The following is a 17,477-nucleotide window of genomic DNA, read 5'->3' on the forward strand; positions in this document are numbered from 1 at the left end:
ATGCGCCGATCGCAGGCCGAGCAGGTGATGACGATCATCGCCGGCCCCAGCTGTAGGCGCGGCTGACGTAGAGACGGTGGATCCGACGCCAGTGCGCCCAGGCGTCGTCGAGGCGCCACTGCCAGCGGAGACTTGCCGGTATGCGATCACTCATTGTGCACATCCACTACAGAAGATAACTGCCACGACTGTTTCAGTAGAATGAGCGTAAAGCACTCCGGCCGCTGAGTGGAAGGGGTCTATCGGCGGACTGCGGCGGCGATGGCGTCGGGGCGGTCGAGATGGACCAGGTGTGCGGAGTCGGGCAGGACCTCGACTGTTCCGCCCAAGGCGTCCGCCAGGCGTTGCTGGCCGGCCAGCCAGCCCCTGGCGGTGAAGCGCGACGTACCGCCGGTCGCGACCAGGAGAGACGTCGGAGCGATCGCACCGACCGGACCGGCGACCAGCTTGGCCACCTCTGCGGCCAGCTCCCAGCTGCTCGCAAGCTCGTCCCAGAACAGCAGCCACGACGTGTCCCCGCCGTACCGGGCCTTGGCCGTTGCTTTCGACAACAGGTCGTGGTTCGACCTGCTGCCGAGCCGCACGATCAACCGTCGTACTGAAGGACCCAACAGCTGCGGTACGCCGACCCGCCCGAGGAACCGCGTGATCGCGCGAACCACTCGGTCGCCACGCTTCCCGGGATAGAACGCACGCAGCCCCGTCTCGGACGTGAGGCTGGTGTCGACCAGCACCAACCGGGTCACCTCGTCCGGCCGCGTCAGCGCCCAGCGCAGTGCGGCCAGTCCACCGATCGAGTGCCCGATCAGTCCGAGCTCCGCATCGGGCCGTACGCCGACCGCCGCCCGCAACGCGTCCACGTCCGACGTGATCGGCGTACGCCACGGATCGATGACGCGAACGTCCTCGTCCGGGAGCAACTCGACAAGCCGGCCGAACTCCTCCGGAGTCTCAGCCAGCCCGGGCACCACGATCCACGTCACGGCCATCGAGATAAAGCGTGCCTCAGACCTGGTAACAAAGTCGCCAGAAATAGGCAGACCAGGATCGTCGAGACCCGCTGCAGGATGCCCGGTGCGGCCACCTCGCCACCGCCCAGAGTCTCGAATGCCAGCACCGATCCGAGCCAGACCTGTGTGATCACGACCGCGGCGGCCAGCGCGGCCACGCCCTTGCCCAACCACCCACCCCAGCCGAACCGCCGCAGTACGAGGAGCGCGAAGACACCCATCGCTATGGTTCCGGCACCGGCGATCGTCGATGTCGCCTCGTGCAAGGTGTACGCCAGTCCGGCGTGCCCACTGCTCTCCGCGGCCCGGCAGGCCGCGCTCGCGGACGGCGCGCACTCCATCGGCGAGAACGAATCGGACATCGTGCCGGCAGCGAAGACCGCCGTACTGATCAGCAACCCGGCCAGCTGCCGGTTCCTGCGCCCCGCCTGCCGGGCGAGCACGACCGCGATCAGCACCAATGCGCTGCTGGAGAAGTCCATCGCTCGCGCGTACGGACTCGTCGACTGGTCGCGGGCTCCCAGTTCGCTGAGGAACGATGCGTGAACGTCCAGCGGGAAGCCGGCGGCCACCTCGAGCAGCAGGCTGCAGTAGAGGATGCCGGCGGCGAGCATCAGGTTGCGGATCAGGCGATACGGAACAGCGGGCATGCTTACTACCGTGGCACGTCAACCTAAGTATTGACTGTGGCGTCAGCTGTACTGTCAGGGTAGTGCTAGGTCGACCGAAGTCGCAGCGAACTAGTGGGATGATCGGCTGGTGCCGTCGGAACAAGCAGCAATGATCCCGGCGTGGCAGCACCGGGCCGCGGTCTGGGTGGGCCGCGTCGTCGTGCTCGCGTCGGTGTGGTCGTTCATCGCCATCCCGTTGCACGTGGGCGCGCCGAAGCTGGTCAAGCACGTCGACTTCGCGTTCGACTTCGTCGGCATCCCGGCCGGGCACACGATCTTCTCCGCCGTCTACCTCGCGGTGGTCGGCAGCGCGTTGCTGCGCGGTAAGCGAGCGGCACTGCTCTGGGTGCTGTGGGTCTTCGAGGCGCTCTGGCTGCTCGCGCAGGTCGCCGGGATCGCGTTCACCAGCGTCCGGCTGGCGAACCCGACGGACGCGGACCTGCTCCGCGACTTCGGTCCGGCCAGCGTGCAGGACCTCGAGTGGGGCATCGTCCAGGCCGTCGTGGTCGCCGCGATCGTCGCGCTGTTGTGGACGATCCGCGGCGCCTTCCCGGCCCGGCTCGCACCCGGTAGCCGACGGCTCGCGATCGCCGCGCTGGTGTTCGGCATGCTGATCTCGATCGCGGTCAGCATCACGCTGACCCAGATCTTCCCGCGCACGCTGAGCGGCCAGCGGCAGAAGATCGGCTGGGCCGTGATCGCCGCGCTCGGCCAGTCGCGCAGCAAGCTGGGCGGTCACGAGGGCCACGGCTGGATCGGCCTGACCGTCGGCGCGATCTCGGCGGCCTCGCTGGTGCTGGCGTTCTGGATCTTTCTCCGCTCGGTGCAGCGCGTCCGTTACCTCACCCAGCCCGAGGAGCTCGAGGTACGGCGGCTGCTTCTGCTGCACGGCGAGCGGGACTCGCTGGGCTACTTCGCCACCCGCCGGGACAAGGCGGTCGTGTTCGCACCGGACAACGACGCCGCGATCGCGTACCGGGTGGTGAACGGCGTCAGCCTGGCCAGTGGCGATCCGCTCGGCGACCCGGTCGCCTGGCCCGCCGCGATCCAGCGCTGGCTCGCCGAAGCCCGCCGGTACGGCTGGTCGCCGGCGGTCCTGTCGGCGAGCGAGGAGGCGGCGCGGGCGTACGTCGACGCCGGCCTGCGTGCCCTGTCGATGGGCGACGAGGCGATCATCGACGTCGCGGACTTCACCCTCGAAGGCCGCACGATGCGACCGGTGCGCCAGGCCGTGACGCGGGTCCAGCGGGCCGGGTACCACGCCGAGGTCGTGCGGCACGGAGACCTCTCACCGGAGACGTTGGCGCAGTACGTCCACCTTGCCGAGAAGTGGCGTGGGGCGCGGACCGAGCGCGGCTTCTCGATGGCACTCGGGCGGCTCGGCGATCCGGCCGACGCGCGCTGCGTGATGGTGATCGCGCGGGACGCCGACGGCGTCGTCCGCGGGCTGCTGTCGTTCGCCCCGTGGGGTGTCCGCGGGGTGTCGCTGGACTTGATGCGGCGCGATCCCGAGTCCGTGAACGGGTTGATGGAGTTCATGGTGACCTCCCTGGTCGACGCCTCCCGCGATCTCGGCGTACACCGGATCTCGCTGAACTTCGCGATGTTCCGGGAGATCTTCAGCGACGCCGAGCGGGTCGGCGCGGGACCGGTACTGCGGCTCACGAACGCGTTGCTGACCGCGGGATCCCGGTTCTGGCAGCTGGAGAGTTTGTACCAGTCGAACGAGAAGTACTTGCCGCGCTGGTCGCCGCGGTTGATGTGCTACTCGCGGGGCGCGTCGCTCGCGCAGGTGGTGCTGGCGGCCGGTACCGCGGAAGGCTTCCTGCCGGCCCCACGGCCGTGGACCCGCGTCGACAGCGTCGAGGCGGCGGAGCGGCACGCGATCATGGCCGCGGACGGTCGCGCGTTCGCAACCGCCGTACACGAGCAGGAAGTGGAGTTGCTGCGGCCGGCGTTGCCGACGCGGAAGCTCACCGAGCAGGAGCAGATCCGGCGTACCAAGCTCGCCGAACTCGTTGCTGCAGGCATCGATCCGTACCCGGTCGAGGTGCCGCGGACGGAGACGCTGGAACGCGTCCGGGAGCTGTACCCGAACCTGCCGCCGGACCATCACACCGGGCACACGGCGTCCGTGACCGGCCGGGTGCTGCGGATGCGGAGCCACGGCGGGCTCGCGTTCGCGCAGTTGCAGGACGGACTCACGCAGCTGCAGGTGATGCTGACGGCCGAGTCCTGCGGCGACGTACCGCTGGACCAGTGGCAGCGGCTGGTCGACATCGGTGACCATGTGAGCGTCACCGGCGAGGTCGTCACCAGCCGCCGGGGTGAGCTGTCGATCGCCGCGACGTCGTGGGTGATGGCGGCGAAGTGCCTGCACCCGCTGCCCGACAAGCGGAAGGGTTTCACCGACCCCGAGGCGCGCGTCCGGCAGCGCCACCTGGACCTCGTGATGAACCCGGAGTCGCTGCGGATGATGCAGCAGCGCAGTGCCGCGGTACGGGCCCTGCGCAACGGTTTCGAGACCCGTGGGTTCATCGAGGTCGAGACGCCGATGTTGCAGGCGGTGCACGGCGGCGCGAACGCGCGGCCGTTCGTCACCCACATCAACGCCTACGACACCGAGCTGTTCCTGCGGATCGCACCGGAGCTGTTCCTGAAGCGGCTGAGCGTCGGCGGGATGGGCAAGGTCTTCGAGCTGAACCGGAACTTCCGCAACGAGGGCGCCGACGCGACCCACAACCCGGAGTTCACCTCGGTCGAGGCCTACCAGCCGTACGCCGACTACCACGTGATGCGCGAACTCACCCGGGAGCTGCTGATCGAGGCCGCGACCGCGGTGTACGGCAAGCCCGTCGTACGCCGCGACGGCGAGGAGCTCGACATCTCCGGCGACTGGCCGGTTGTCACCGTCCACGACGCGGTCGGCCAGGCTGCCGGTACGGCGATCGACTCGGAGACGCCGGCGGATCAGCTCCGGGCGTTGTGCGCGGAGCACGGCATCCACACGACGTTCGAGATGTCCGCCGGCGAACTCGTCCTCGAGCTGTACGACGAGCTCGTCGAGCCGAGGACCACGCTGCCGACGTTCTACACCGACTTCCCGCTCGAGACGTCCCCGCTGACCCGCAACCACCGCACGAATCCTCGGCTCGCCGAGCGCTGGGACCTGGTCGCGTTCGGGGCCGAGATCGGTACGGCGTACTCCGAGCTCGTCGACCCGATCGAGCAGCGCCGCCGGCTCACCGAACAGTCCCTGAAGGCCGCCGCCGGCGACCCCGAGGCGATGTCGCTGGACGAGGACTTCCTGTCGGCGCTCGAGTACGCGATGCCGCCGACCGGCGGCCTGGGCATCGGCGTCGACCGGGTCATGATGATGCTCACCGGCCAGAACATTCGCAGCACGCTGGCGTTCCCGTTCGTCCGTCCCGCGCCACGGGACTGATGCTCTACCCTTACAGCTCACGGGTTGGGGAGCCTGAGGCGTGGGGGTGGGGATGAGGCGCTGGGTTGCGCTCTGCGCTGCGGTCGATCTGGTTGCGGGTTGCCGTGGGGCGCCTGCGCCGAGTCCTGTCGCGACTTCTTCGAGTAGTGCCGTGCCGGCTCCCGCGTCATCGGTGCGGGCTGCGGGGCCGTTGAGTACGGCGGGCTATCAGGCCGAGCTGACCCGGATCGACCAGGTGCTCGCCGGGCCGGGACGGGCGCTGACCCGGGTCCGGACGGCCGAGGGGCTGAGCGAGGCGGTGAGCACGCTCGCGGAGTCGCTCAACACGATCGCGATCCGGCTGTCCGCGCTGACGGTGACGTCCCGGTTGACCGGCGTACACGCGCTGTTGCAGGAGCGCATCGGCGTGGCGGCGACGCGGCTGACGAGCTCGGCGGAGAAGACCGAGGAGGACGCGCGCTGCGGTGGTACGGCGTACACGTCGCAGAAGGTGCAGCGGCAGTTGCGTGCCGACCTCAGCACCGCGCTCGTGCAGCTGGAGCGGATCAAGCTGACGTTCGGCCGGACGCTGCCCGATCCCGGGCCTGCGCCGGAGCAGGTGCGACCCGACAACGGCGAGGTCCTGGTACGGCGTGATCCCGAGGGGATGGGGCGGCTCAGGATCACCAACGGTACGACGAAGGACGTCGCGATCTCGATCGTCAGCGACGGCAAGCCACCGGGTACTCCACAGGTGATGGTGTATCTCCGAGCGACGCAGTCCGCGACCGTGAACCGGATCGGCGGCGCCTACCGCCTCTACTTCAAGAGCGGCGCGGACTGGGACGCCGACCACCGCAAGTTCCGGTCGGACTGCTCGTTCAAGAAGTTCGACCAGACCTTCGGCAAGGACCAGGCCTGGCAGGTCAACCTCCAACCCCGCCCAGGCGGCAACGCCGCCACCACCGAAGTCGAGGCCTACTAGCCCCTCACAGATCGTCAGGGAACAATCGGAACGCCTTGTGCGGTGTCAGCGGGTGCAGAGCGCGGAAGTCCCGCTGATCGAGCGTCAGAATCGCGTCAGTCCGGTAGTCGGCGGCCAGGGCGACGCTGACAGCATCGGCAAGGTCTAGATCCAGATCCGCGTATCGGCGCATCACCGCCAGAGCAGTTGCCAGGGTTTCGGCGCCGATGTCGGGCACCTGGAAGCGCATCCGCTGCACCTGCGCGGACAACAACTCCAGGATCGTCGTGCGCGCCGCGGCACCGAGCCGGGCTCTGGCCAGATGATCGACTTCCGCCAGCACAAGTGGCGACAAGATGACTGTTCCGGCGTCCTGGAGGAGCTTCTTGCAGGACGGCCCCTCCGGTGCGTTGCGATCGAAAGCCGCGATGATGCCGGAGGTGTCGGCTACCAGGATCACCGGTCGGTACGACGCGCGACCTCGTCGCGAATCTCGTCCCCGGTCACCGGCTCACCAGTGCCCTCGAAGGTCGGCCAGTCGAGCGGCTCGTCCCAAAAGCGGTTCGCCATCGCGGCCAGGTGGATGCCCTCGCGAATGATCTCGGCCTCCGGAATCCCGCGCCGGCGAGAAGCATCCTTGATCAACGCCAGATCCTCGGGATCGGCGTAGACATTCGTGCGCTTCATCGACATGTACCAACCCTAACACACGTACATGCGATTTAGAGGCCGAGCTTGTCGAGTAGGTGGCCGAGGATGCCGCCCAGGCCTCCGTGGTGGTCCGGGTCGTTGGGGGTTGTCGGCGGGGTGCTCGGGGTGGGGGTGGGCGTTGGGGTGGTTGTGGCGGTGGGGCGGCTTGTTGGTGCGGTGGTCGGGTTGGTGGGGGGCACGGTCGGGGGTCGCCTGGTCGCGGGCGGGAGCGTGGGCTCGGTGGTCTCGACGATCTGAGGCGTCGGCGTCCCGGGAAGGAGCGTCGGGTACGGCGTACTGGTGGTACCGACCGGGAGCTGAGGCTCACCAGGCTTGCTTGCTGTCGGCAACGGTGTTGCGAACGGGCTGGTTGTGGCGCTGGGGATCTGCGGCGTCGGGGTGGCGCTGGGCGGCAGTACGGCGACGTTCTGTGTCGGCTCGCCGGGCTGCGGGCCGGCGATCGGGACGGCAGGCTTCGGCCCGCCGCCGGGCAGTGGCAGGAACCCGGCGCCGATCCGCGGGCCGCCGAGCAGTGCGACGACGACCAGCACGAGGTAGCCGAACAACAGGATGCCGGCACCGGCGGCAGCCTGGCGGCGACGCCGCGGGTTCTGCCAGGGCGGGCGGCGGGAAGCCGTGGCAGACATCGGATTCACAAGTCCCGCAGAGTATCGGTAGCTGAGTCGTTTCAAACACCCCTTGGAACAAATTCCACGCCAAACAGAAATCTTCCGGGAATTCTGTACCACTTACGCGACCGTAGGAATGCGGTGCGTTAGCTGATCAGTCAGGCCAAGGCCTGCAGGCCGATCACCGACAGCAGGCGGAGCTTCTCGGCGGCTTCGGTGTTCGGGGCGGCGGTGTAGACGACCATGCGCAGGTCGCTGCTCGGGACCGCGAGGATGTCGCAGTCGATGTCGAAGGTGCCGACCTCCGGGTGCCGGATCGTCTTCCGCTCGGACTGGTGGAAGCCGACGACCGGCTGGTCCCACAGTTGCGCGAACTCGTCGTACCCGGTGCGAAGCTCCTCGATCAGTGCCCTGAGGTCCGCGTCGTGCGGGTGCCGGGCGAGCGACGCGCGCAGGTCGGTGACCATCGCGTTCCGGAAGTTCTGTTGCTGCTCCGCCGTCATGACGACGCGGTCGCCCGGCTCGACGAAATGCCGGTAGACGATGTTCCGCTGCCGCCCCTGCAACGGCGAGGGGTCGCCGATCAGCGCGGCGAACATCGGGTTCCAGGCGATCATCGTCCAGGCGGCGTCGGTGACGCACAGCGGTGCGCCCTCCAACTGGTCGACGATCCGCTGCACGCCCGGCGGGATGTACGCCGACAGTCGCCCCGACGACGGCACGACCTCGCCGGCGAGTGCGAACAGATGATTGCGCTCGGCATCGGACAACCGGAGCGCCCGGGCCAGTGCGGTCAGTACCTGGACCGACGGCGAGTCCGACCGGCCCTGCTCCAGCCGGACGATGTAGTCGACCGACAGCCCGGCGAGGTGGGCCAGCTCCTCGCGCCGCAGCCCGGGCGCCCGCCGCTTCCCGCCGGCGGGAAGCCCCACCTCCGCAGGCGTCACCCGATCACGCCACGCGTGCAACGTCCGCCCGAGCTCACCCATGCTCCCCAGTATCCCGGGCGGCACGCATTTCAGCCTGGTACTGCTGTTACCAGACAGGACCTAGCATTCGATGACGTTGACGGCGAGGCCGCCGCGGGACGTCTCCTTGTACTTGACCTTCATGTCGGCGCCGGTTTCGCGCATGGTTTTGATGACCTTGTCGAGGGTGACCACGTGGACGCCGTCGCCGTGCATCGCCATCCGGGTCGCGTTGATCGCCTTCACCGACGCCATCGCGTTCCGTTCGATGCACGGGATCTGCACCAGGCCGCCGACCGGGTCGCAGGTCAGGCCGAGGTTGTGCTCCATCGCGATCTCGGCGGCATTCTCCACCTGTTCCGGCGTACCGCCGGAGACCTCGCACAGCCCGGCGGCGGCCATCGAGCAGGCGGACCCGACCTCGCCCTGGCAGCCGACCTCGGCGCCGGAGATCGACGCGTTCTCCTTGTAGAGCACGCCGATCGCCCCGGCGGCCAGCAGGAACCGGACCACGCCGTCCTCGGTCGCCCCGGGCACGAAGCGCCGGTAGTAGTGCAGTACGGCGGGAATGATGCCGGCGGCACCGTTCGTCGGGGCGGTGACGATCCGGCCGCCGGACGCGTTCTGCTCGTTGACCGCGAGCGCGAACAGGTTCACCCAGTCCATCACCTTGAGCGGATCGACCGACCACGGGTCCTGGCTGAGCTTCTTGTGCAGGGCGTGGGCCCGCCGCGGCACCTTCAGGCCGCCGGGCAGGATGCCCTCGGTCTCGCAGCCCTCGCGGACGCAGTCCTGCATCACCTGCCAGATGTGCAGCAGCCCGTTACGGACCTCGTCCTCGGTCCGCCAGGCGAGCTCGTTCGCGAGCATCACCTCGCTGATCGACAGCTGCGACTCGCGGCACCGGTCGAGCAGCTCCGCGCCGGTCGTGAACGGGTACTTCAGCGGGGTCGTGTCCGGCACGATCCGATCACCCGCGGCGGCTGTCTCGTCGACGACGAATCCACCGCCGACCGAGTAGTAGGTGCGCTCGCGCAGTACTGCGTTGTCCGCGTCGCGGGCGACGAAGATCATCCCGTTCGGGTGGTACGGGAGCGCCTTGCGGCGGTGCATGAGCAGGTCGGTGTTCTCGTCGAACGCGATCTCGCGGGTGCCGGCCAGCAGGATCCGGCCGCGTTCGCGGATCGTCTCGACACGGGCGTCGACCGAGTGCGTGACGACGGTCTCCGGGTCGGCGCCCTCGAGGCCGAGCAGAACGGCCTTGTTACTGCCGTGCCCGTGCCCGGTGGCGCCGAGCGAGCCGAAGAGCTGGGCCTGGACGGTCGTCGTCGCGGCCAGCAGGCCGTCGTCGGCGAGACCGCGTGCGAAAGTGCGGGCCGCGCGCATCGGTCCCACGGTGTGGGAGCTCGACGGGCCGATCCCGATACTGAACAGGTCGAAGACGCTGATCGCCATCGTGTGGAGGTTCCTTCCGGTCGCCGTTGACCGATTGGTGTCCTCCCCGCTCTGTCAGGCGGATGCCTTCCAGAGGTGCCTCGCCCGCGCGGTGAAGGTGCCTGAGAGATTCTTGGGGAGAGTTGCTCCTACGGCGCCCGGCCTGCGGAACCGAGTTCCGGGCCGGGTCTCTCCCGCACGGGTTCATGCGGCTGTTGAATTGACTTCTGCTGTGGACGGTACGGGGGTCTCGTGCGCGGCGTCAATCCGGCCCGTGCGGACTGCCCAGATCTCGAAGAACCAGGTGAACAACGGCGGAATGCTGGCCGCCAGTGCGACCGACGTCACCGGCCAGGACCACCGCAGCGGGCCGCGCACGGCCAGCACGGTGACCACGTAGGCGATGAAGATGCCGCCGTGGATCGGGCCGAAGATCTTCACCCCGATCTCGTTGTCGGACAGCACGTACTTGAACAGCATCCCGACCAGCAGTCCGGTCCACGAGATCGCCTCGGCGATCGCCACCGTCCGGAACCACGCCGCATGTTTGGTACTCATCAACGCCCGACCCTAACAAGTCCCCCAAACCGGTTCCGGGTCACGCGAGGGCGACTCCCTGATGCCGGTAGCAAGCGATTGCCGAAGGATCGGCGCATGACGTTCACCCAGCGCGCCGTGACCGGCGCGGTACTGCTCGGCGTCGCGGCCGCCGGGCTGACAACACTTCCCACAGCAGCGACTACGACCGGGGTGCAGTGGGCCGACTGCAAGCCCGAAGGCAAGGACGACCCGGCGGAGGTTCGCGGCTCGCAGTGCGCGACGCTCAGGTTGCCGGTCGACTGGCGCGATCCCGGCGGCGCCACGTTCGAGCTCGCGATCGCCCGCCGTACGGCGAAGGTGCCGAGCGAACGCGTCGGCGTCCTGGTGTTCGGCCCAGGGGGTCCCGGCGACTCGGGAGTCGACCGGATCAAGACGGGGATCGACCGGTTCAGCACGGAGCTGCAGGACCGCTTCGACATCGTGAGCTTCGACCCGCGCGGAGTGGCGCGCAGCAACCCGGTGCGCTGCTCGGCGGGGCTGCTCAACAAGCAGCCGTCGCCGATCATCAAGAGCGCGGCCGAATTCACCTCCACGATCAGCTACAACCGACAGCTCGCCACGGACTGCCGCGAGCACACCGGCCCGCTGTACGACCACATCGACACCTGGCAGACGGTGCGCGACGTCGACGCCGTACGGCGAGCGCTCGGCGAGTCCACGATCTCTTTCCACGGCAGCTCGTACGGAACGCTGCTCGGAGCGCAGTACGCCGAGACGTACCCGCACCGGGTCCGCGCGATGGTACTGGAGAGCGTGAGCGACCACAGCTCGTCCACGACACGTGGCTTCCTCGACGACCAGGCAGCCGCGGGTCAGGACTCGTTCGACGAGTTCGTGAAGTGGTGCGACGCCACAACGACCTGTGCGCTGCACGGTCGCGACATTCACGCTATCTGGGCGGATCTGCTCGCGAAGTCGCCTGACCCGTTCACACTGAGCTTCTCCGTGTTCCGGACGCTCTACGAACCGAAGTGGTCTGCACTGGCCGAGATGCTGAAGGCAGGCGCCACTCCCCCGAAGCCGGTGCAGACGGGAGTCGCGCCGTACCCGCTGGCGGTCTTCTGTCAGGACTGGAACCTGCCGGTCCGCAGCTACCGCGAGTACGCCGGACATCTCCAGCGGCTCGCACGGAACAACCAGGACCTGCGCTACCCCGGTCAGCTGATGGCTGTGTCCATCTGTCTCGGCTCACCGCCCGCGAACAACCCGCAGCACCTGCTGCAGGTCCGTGGGCTCAAGACGCCAGTACTGCTCGCCAACGCGATCCACGACCCAGCCACTGGCTACGCCTGGGCGCAGAGCGTGGAACGGCAGCTCGGACGGTACGGCGTACTGCTGACGTACGACGGCTGGGGACACGGGAGCTACTCGAAGAGCCCGTGCATGCAGAGCACGATCGACGACTACCTGATCGCGCGGGACGTACCGAAGCGCGGCAGCAGCTGCGCCGCCGTACAGCCCGCAGGCTGACGGGTCAGACCGGTACGCCGGTCACTTCGAGAACCCGGTCGAGGTGATCACCTCGAACCAGCCGGCCCGCCATCAGCCGGAGCTCGGCGCAGGCGCTCTCCAGCGCCTGCGTCTGGGTCCGGCAGTTGTCGACGAACCAGAACGGGTCGTCCGGTTGCGGATCGTCGGCGTCGTCGATGTCGGCGTACCAGTGCCGGCTGCCGTAGTTCATGACTCGCACTCGTAGATTCATGCTGACTACTCCCCCGTACCCGGGGATGCCGGGTCCCCCCTGGACCCAGTTTCTAGGCCGACTCGGCCGGGCGCGTGATCCGCGGCCCCCCACTGCCACGCGCCGGGCCGAGTCGACCCTCCCCCGCCCTGTACATCGTCGGGCAGTGACGAACGTTACTGTTCGTGACGAGTAATTTTGATTACCGGGCGCCGAGGTGGGACCGGGTCCACTGCTCGAGGCCGTCGGTCGTGATCGGGAGGTCCTCGGTGAGGATCTCCAGCCGGTCCTGGTGGACGACCACGTTGTCCTCGATCCGGATGCCGATACCGCGCAGCTCCGGCGGGACAGTCTCGTCGTTCGGGTGGAAGTAGAGCCCAGGCTCGACCGCGAGCGCCATACCGGCCTCGATGGTGCCGGCGAAGTACGCCTCCGGCCGGGACGCGTCGCAGTCGTGCACGTCGAGGCCGATGTAGTGGCCGGTCCCGCAGACGATGTACCGGCGGTGCTGCTGCCCGTCCGGGCCGAGCAGCTCGTCGAGCGAGACGTCGAGCACGCCCCAGTCCCGCAGCCCTTCGGCCAGCACCCGCAGCGCTTCGTACTGGAAGGCGCGGTACGGCGCTCCCACCTTGACCGCGTCCAGCGAGGCGAGCTGCGCCTTGTGCACCAGGTCGTGCACCTGCCGCTGCGCCGCGGTGTACTCGCCGCTGGCCGGGAAGGTGCGGGTCACGTCGGCGGTGTACAGCGTGCGGGTCTCGACGCCGGCGTCCAGCAGGATCACGTCGCCTTCGTTCACGGCGCCGTCGTTGCGGACCCAGTGCAGGACCGGCGCATGGTTGCCAGCTGCAACGATCGACGCGTACCCGACGCCGTTGCCCGCGGTCCGCGCGCGCCGGTCGAAGGTGCCCTGCAGCCAGCGCTCACCGCCGCCGCGGATCGCCTCCGGCAGCTCCCGCGCCACGTCGCCGAATGCGAGCACACTCGCCGCGACCGCCTCGCGCAGCTGGTCGAGCTCCCAGTCGTCCTTGATGCGGCGCAGCTCGGCCAGGGTCTGGCGCAGCGCGTTGCCGTCGGTGGGCGACGTCCGTACCAAGGCGTCCAGCATCGGCTCGACACCCGGCACCGACAGCATGAACGGAACCGCGCCACGGACCGCGGCCGGCAGCTCCTCGATCGGGCGGCAGGCGACCTGCAGCGCGTCCGACCAGTCCTTCAGCCCGGGCACCGGACCGATCCACAGCTCACCGTCGCGCGCGTTCGAGAAGAAGTCCGCCTCGTCCGGGCCGGCCGTCTCGCGCAGGTAGAGCGTCGCGTCGCCGTCGGCCGAGATCACCAGTACGGACCCCTCGGCCTGGCAACCGGTGAGCCAGACGAAATCGCTGTCGGCGCGGAACTGGTAGTCGGTGTCGTTCGACCGGACCGGCGCACGACCGGCCGCGAGCGCGATCCGGCGCCCCGGCAGCGCGGCGGCGAGCTTGCGCCGATGCTCCGCGGCCGCCTCCGCGAGCCCCTCCGGAACCGACACCGACCGGTCGACAGGCCCCCAGCCACGCGAGATGAAGTCCCGGAATCCCTTGGCGTCGATCGGGCGGTAGGACTTCGGCGTCTCGTCGGTCCGGTCGTCATCGGTCATGAGCTGAGCTCCCCTTTGCAGCTGTCGTTGTCAAGGGCGTGTCTGATGGTGCAGCGCCGTAGCGAGGAGGTGCTCGGTGCGGTGCATCGGCGTGCGGGGGCGAAGGTCTCGATGCGGAGCATCGTGGCCTTTGCACCCGTGCGGCGAGGTGCCGTGCCGAGTGCCCCGCAGTAGGCGGGGCACCATCAGACACGCCCTCACATCAACTCAGGTCGCGACCGGGCCGCGCAAGCCCTTATCCCGGAACGCGGCGAGGATGCCCTGTTCGGAGTCGAGCAGGTACTGGTGCAGGTCGGCCGCGGCCTGCTCGTACTTGCGGGCCTCGAGCAGTTCGAACAGTCCGCGGTTGCGCGCGATGTACGGCTCGTGCAGCTCGCGCGGGGTCGCGATCACGTGGAAAAGGAGCCGCAGCTCCGCGAGCAGGCGGCCGGTCATCGCGTCCATCCGCGCGCTGTCGGCGAGCCCGATGAGGTGCTCGTGGAAGCGCATGTTCGCCGTACCGACAGCCGGCCAGCGGTCCGCGCTCGCGGCCGCCTCGGCAGCTTCGACATCGTCGTGCAGCGGCTCGAGCCGGCTGGCTGGGAGCTCCGGATCACGGTCAGCCAGACCGCGTACGACGTCCACTTCGAGGACACGCCGGAGCCGGTACAGGTCGATCACGTCGTGCTCGTCCAGCTCCGGCACGAAGACACCACGGTGCAGCTTGTAGACGAGCAGGCCCTCGTGGGTCAGCAGCCGGAAGGCCTCGCGCAGCGTGTTCCGGCTGACCTCCAGGACCTCGGTGAGCTCGACCTCGGAGAGCTGGGCGCCGGGCGGCAACGCGCCTTCGGTGATACTGCGGCGCAGGATGTCCGCGGCGCGCTCGGCCGAACTGCTCCGGTCCAGCCGCGCGACGTCGGCGGCGACGGTCCGCAACCACGCCTGCCGACCAGTGCCCGCTGCCGTCTCTTCGGCCCCACCCGTACTCATGCCCGCATCATCCCAGGTGGCACGGAAAAGTGGAACAAGCCTCTTGCAGGATTGTTCAACAATCCCTACGCTCGGGCCAGGAGGTGGCAGATGGACCTCAACGCGGACATGGGTGAAGGATTCGGCTCCTGGTCGATGGGCGACGACTCGGCGCTGCTCGACGTCGTGACGAGTGCGAACGTGGCCTGCGGTTTCCACGCCGGCGACCCGTCGATCATGCGCCGGGTGACGGCGGAGGCGGTCGAGCGCGGCGTCGCGATCGGCGCGCATGTCGGGTACGCCGACAAGGCCGGCTTCGGGCGCCGGTTCGTGGACATCGAGCCGGCCGCGCTACGCGACGAGGTCGTGTACCAGCTCGGTGCGCTGGATGCGTTCGCCCGGATCGCGGGCGATCGGGTCAGGTACGTGAAGCCGCATGGGGCGCTGTACAACACGATCGGCCACCACACGGACCAGGCCGCCGCGGTCGTCGCGGCTGTTGCGGAGTACGACAAGACCCTTCCGGTGCTTGGCCTCCCTGGCTCAGAGTGGCTCCGGCTCGCTGCCGAGGCCGGTCTGACCGCAGTACATGAGGCCTTCGCGGACCGCGCGTACACGCCGGCCGGCACCTTGGTGTCCCGGCGCTCGGCTGGTGCGGTTCTCCACGACGCGGACGAGATCGCCTTACGGTGTACGGCGATGGCGACCGGGCAACCGATCCGTGACATCGAGGGTGGCTCGCTGGTGGTCGACGCGGCGTCGATCTGCGTGCACGGCGACACTCCGGGAGCTGTGGAGATCGCCCGCCGGGTGCGTGCCGCGGTGGAGGGAGCGGGCGTGACGCTGCGCCCGTTCACCGGCTGATGCGTCTGCTTCCGTCAGGCGATCGGGCGTTGCTGGTCGAGCTCGACGATCTCGACGAGGTGCTCGGGTACTACACCGCACTGACCGCGGATCCGCCGGCGGATGTCGTCGACGTCGTACCGGCCGCGCGCACTGTGCTGGTCACGACGTCCGGCAATCTCGACGTACTGTCACGAGCTCTGCGCGCGGTCACCCCGATCGCCGGGGCGCGGACGGCGGGCGATCTGATCGAGATCCCGGTCGTCTACGACGGCGAGGACCTGCCGGACGTGGCGGAGTTGCTCGGGTGCTCGACGGCCGAGGTTGTCGAGCGTCACACCGGGGACGAGTGGACGGTGGCATTCTGCGGGTTCGCGCCGGGGTTCGGTTACCTGACGTCGGCCGGCTCGTGGGACATCCCGCGGCGGGAGTCGCCGCGGACGAAGGTGCCGACGGGCGCCGTCGCGCTTGCGGGAGAATTCAGCGGTGTGTATCCCCGTGAGTCGCCGGGCGGGTGGCAGTTGATCGGCCGGACGTCGGTGCGGATCTTCGACTCCTCGCGCGAACCCGCCGCGCTGTTCCACCCCGGACGCCGGGTCCGGTTCGTCGACGCGGGTCGTGGATGAGCAGCCTGACCGTTCTCGAACCGGGGCCCTTGGCAACGATCCAGGACCGGGGGCGATCCGGCCAGGCGGCGCTCGGCGTACCGGCGTCGGGCGCCTGCGACCGGGCCTCTTACTCGCTGGCCAACCGGCTGGTCGGCAACCCGGGCGGTGCGGCCGCTGTCGAGGTGACGTACGGCGGTCTGGTGCTGCATGCCGACGGGGACCTTGTCGTCGCGATCACCGGTGCGCCATGCACCGGCGTACCGCTCAACGCTCCGACCACGCTGCGCGCGGGTCAGGTACTGCGTCTTGGAGCACCGACGAGCGGACTACGCACGTACGTCGCCGTCCGCGGCGGGATCGACGTACCCGCGGTGCTCGGCTCCCGCTCCACCGACTTGTTGTCCGGTCTCGGGCCGGCGCCGCTCGTCGCGAATCAGACGCTGCCGGTCGGGTCTTCCGTCGAGCCAATGCCCGGCGTCGACCTCGCTCCTGTCGCGCATCCGGCCGCGGGGACGGTCGTACTGCGGGTAACGCCGGGACCGCGCCGCGACTGGTTCACCGACGCTGGGTGGGCGTCGCTCGTGTCGCAGGTTTATGCGGTGAGCAGCAACAGCAACCGCGTCGGCGTACGGCTCGACGGGGAACCACTCGAACGCGCCCGCACCGGCGAACTCGCCAGCGAAGGCATGGCCCGCGGCGCCATCCAGATCCCTCCCTCCGGCACGCCGGTCATCTTCCTCGCGGACCATCCCGTCACCGGCGGGTACCCGGTCATCGCGTACGTCACCTCGGCGGACCTCGACGCGTGCGCCCAGGTCCGCCCCGGCCAGCCGGTGCGACTGCTCAGTTCTTGATGCGCCTGCGCATCTCCTCGGCGAAGGTGTCCTGGGCGTGGCGCATCTTGGCGGCCTCTTCGGGGTCCGCGAACAGGGCCGGGATCGTGCTCGGGTCGACGTCTTCGACGTGGGTCTGCAGCCACCAGATGTTGCCCAGCGGATCCCTCACCCGGCCGCCGCGGTCGCCGGTGATCCCGGAGTACATCAGCTCGGTCACGACGGTCGCGCCGGCGTCGATCGCCCGTTGGAAGGTCCGCTCCACGTCGTCGACGTACACGCTCAGGAAGCTCGGGGTGTCCGGCCAGTCCGGGGCTGCGTCGAACGTCATCAGGACCGATGTGCCGACGGTGATCTCGGCATGGCCGATCGTGCCGTCCTGGTTCGGGAACCGTCCACTCGTGCGGACCTCGAACGTCTGCTCCACGAAGTCCAGGAACTTGTCCGCGCCCTTCACCGCGACGTACGGCGTGATGGTCGACTTACCGCCGGGGATCTGCTGTGTTGTCATGCATCCAGTCTGGACGGGATAGCGGACAGG

The 17,477-nt window shown here is 69.0% G+C and carries 18 protein-coding genes and 1 riboswitch; of the genes, 6 read left to right on the plus strand and 12 right to left on the minus strand.

The window, feature by feature from the left end; translation table 11 throughout:
• Window positions 1-239: 239 nt before the first annotated feature.
• Both EV651_RS15250 and EV651_RS15255 read right to left on the minus strand, forming a co-directional pair.
• On the minus strand, window positions 240-989 hold the full coding sequence (locus EV651_RS15250; RefSeq protein WP_133785842.1) for an alpha/beta fold hydrolase: 750 nt from the start codon (window positions 987-989) through the stop codon (window positions 240-242).
• Window positions 980-1,660, minus strand: a complete 681-nt coding sequence (locus tag EV651_RS15255) for a DUF998 domain-containing protein (protein WP_133785843.1) — start codon at window positions 1,658-1,660, stop codon at window positions 980-982. Before EV651_RS15255 ends, EV651_RS15250 begins: the two co-directional genes overlap by 10 nt.
• A gap of 109 nt (window positions 1,661-1,769) precedes the next feature.
• On the opposite strand from EV651_RS15255, the gene lysX reads away from it, so the two are divergent.
• Window positions 1,770-5,126, plus strand: coding sequence for a bifunctional lysylphosphatidylglycerol synthetase/lysine--tRNA ligase LysX (lysX, locus tag EV651_RS15260; protein WP_133785844.1), 3,357 nt, complete (start codon window positions 1,770-1,772; stop codon window positions 5,124-5,126).
• Window positions 5,127-5,277: 151 nt separating this feature from the next.
• Window positions 5,278-6,090, plus strand: coding sequence for a hypothetical protein (locus tag EV651_RS15265; RefSeq protein ID WP_133785845.1), 813 nt, complete (start codon window positions 5,278-5,280; stop codon window positions 6,088-6,090).
• A gap of 4 nt (window positions 6,091-6,094) precedes the next feature.
• Here the strand turns inward: EV651_RS15265 and EV651_RS15270 are convergent, their stop codons facing one another.
• From EV651_RS15270 to EV651_RS15295, 6 genes are all read right to left on the minus strand, one after another.
• Complete coding sequence (locus EV651_RS15270; protein WP_133785846.1) at window positions 6,095-6,529, minus strand: PIN domain-containing protein; 435 nt, start codon at window positions 6,527-6,529, stop codon at window positions 6,095-6,097.
• The gene (locus EV651_RS15275) at window positions 6,526-6,762 is read right to left on the minus strand and encodes a ribbon-helix-helix domain-containing protein (RefSeq protein WP_133785847.1); all 237 of its coding nucleotides are present in this window, start codon (window positions 6,760-6,762) and stop codon (window positions 6,526-6,528) included. Before EV651_RS15275 ends, EV651_RS15270 begins: the two co-directional genes overlap by 4 nt.
• Before the next feature lie 29 nt (window positions 6,763-6,791).
• Window positions 6,792-7,406 (minus strand): hypothetical protein, encoded by a 615-nt coding sequence (locus tag EV651_RS41375; RefSeq protein WP_166658616.1) that lies wholly within the window; start codon window positions 7,404-7,406, stop codon window positions 6,792-6,794.
• A 140-nt stretch (window positions 7,407-7,546) separates the two neighbouring features.
• On the minus strand, window positions 7,547-8,377 hold the full coding sequence (locus tag EV651_RS15285; RefSeq protein WP_133785849.1) for a helix-turn-helix transcriptional regulator: 831 nt from the start codon (window positions 8,375-8,377) through the stop codon (window positions 7,547-7,549).
• Between the two features lie 60 nt (window positions 8,378-8,437).
• Window positions 8,438-9,811 carry an L-serine ammonia-lyase gene (locus EV651_RS15290; RefSeq protein WP_133785850.1) on the minus strand — a complete coding sequence of 458 codons (1,374 nt, stop codon included), beginning with the start codon at window positions 9,809-9,811 and terminating at the stop codon, window positions 8,438-8,440.
• Between the two features lie 79 nt (window positions 9,812-9,890).
• Window positions 9,891-9,997: riboswitch (glycine riboswitch) on the minus strand.
• Entirely contained in the window at window positions 9,995-10,348 is a 354-nt protein-coding gene (locus EV651_RS15295) for a DUF3817 domain-containing protein (RefSeq protein WP_133785851.1), read from the minus strand. Its footprint overlaps the riboswitch before it by 3 nt.
• Window positions 10,349-10,444: 96 nt before the next feature.
• Here EV651_RS15295 and EV651_RS15300 point away from each other — a divergent pair, with 96 nt between their 5' ends.
• Window positions 10,445-11,860, plus strand: a complete 1,416-nt coding sequence (locus EV651_RS15300; protein WP_133785852.1) for an alpha/beta fold hydrolase — start codon at window positions 10,445-10,447, stop codon at window positions 11,858-11,860.
• A gap of 4 nt (window positions 11,861-11,864) precedes the next feature.
• Here the strand turns inward: EV651_RS15300 and EV651_RS15305 are convergent, their stop codons facing one another.
• The 3 genes from EV651_RS15305 to EV651_RS15315 all read right to left on the minus strand — a co-directional run bounded on the left by EV651_RS15305 (window position 11,865) and on the right by EV651_RS15315 (window position 14,673).
• Window positions 11,865-12,092 carry a hypothetical protein gene (locus EV651_RS15305; protein ID WP_133785853.1) on the minus strand — a complete coding sequence of 76 codons (228 nt, stop codon included), beginning with the start codon at window positions 12,090-12,092 and terminating at the stop codon, window positions 11,865-11,867.
• A 181-nt stretch (window positions 12,093-12,273) separates the two neighbouring features.
• Window positions 12,274-13,704: an aminopeptidase P family protein gene (locus EV651_RS15310; RefSeq protein WP_133785854.1), complete on the minus strand. Its 1,431-nt coding sequence runs from the start codon at window positions 13,702-13,704 to the stop codon at window positions 12,274-12,276.
• Window positions 13,705-13,911: 207 nt separating this feature from the next.
• Window positions 13,912-14,673 carry a GntR family transcriptional regulator gene (locus tag EV651_RS15315; RefSeq protein ID WP_133785855.1) on the minus strand — a complete coding sequence of 254 codons (762 nt, stop codon included), beginning with the start codon at window positions 14,671-14,673 and terminating at the stop codon, window positions 13,912-13,914.
• A 90-nt stretch (window positions 14,674-14,763) separates the two neighbouring features.
• On the opposite strand from EV651_RS15315, the gene EV651_RS15320 reads away from it, so the two are divergent.
• The 3 genes from EV651_RS15320 to EV651_RS15330 are packed head-to-tail and all read left to right on the plus strand — an operon-like array spanning window position 14,764 to window position 16,957.
• Complete coding sequence (locus EV651_RS15320) at window positions 14,764-15,516, plus strand: LamB/YcsF family protein (RefSeq protein ID WP_133785856.1); 753 nt, start codon at window positions 14,764-14,766, stop codon at window positions 15,514-15,516.
• Window positions 15,516-16,121: an allophanate hydrolase subunit 1 gene (locus EV651_RS15325; RefSeq protein WP_133785857.1), complete on the plus strand. Its 606-nt coding sequence runs from the start codon at window positions 15,516-15,518 to the stop codon at window positions 16,119-16,121. The genes EV651_RS15320 and EV651_RS15325 overlap by 1 nt, the downstream gene beginning before the upstream one ends.
• On the plus strand, window positions 16,118-16,957 hold the full coding sequence (locus EV651_RS15330) for a biotin-dependent carboxyltransferase family protein (RefSeq protein ID WP_133785858.1): 840 nt from the start codon (window positions 16,118-16,120) through the stop codon (window positions 16,955-16,957). Before EV651_RS15325 ends, EV651_RS15330 begins: the two co-directional genes overlap by 4 nt.
• Here EV651_RS15330 and EV651_RS15335 read toward each other — a convergent pair.
• Window positions 16,947-17,447: a VOC family protein gene (locus EV651_RS15335; RefSeq protein ID WP_133785859.1), complete on the minus strand. Its 501-nt coding sequence runs from the start codon at window positions 17,445-17,447 to the stop codon at window positions 16,947-16,949. The genes EV651_RS15330 and EV651_RS15335 overlap by 11 nt on opposite strands.
• Window positions 17,448-17,477: the final 30 nt, after the last annotated feature.

The organism is Kribbella sp. VKM Ac-2571 (genome assembly GCF_004362255.1).
Taxonomy (GTDB): Bacteria; Actinomycetota; Actinomycetes; order Propionibacteriales; family Kribbellaceae; genus Kribbella; species Kribbella pratensis.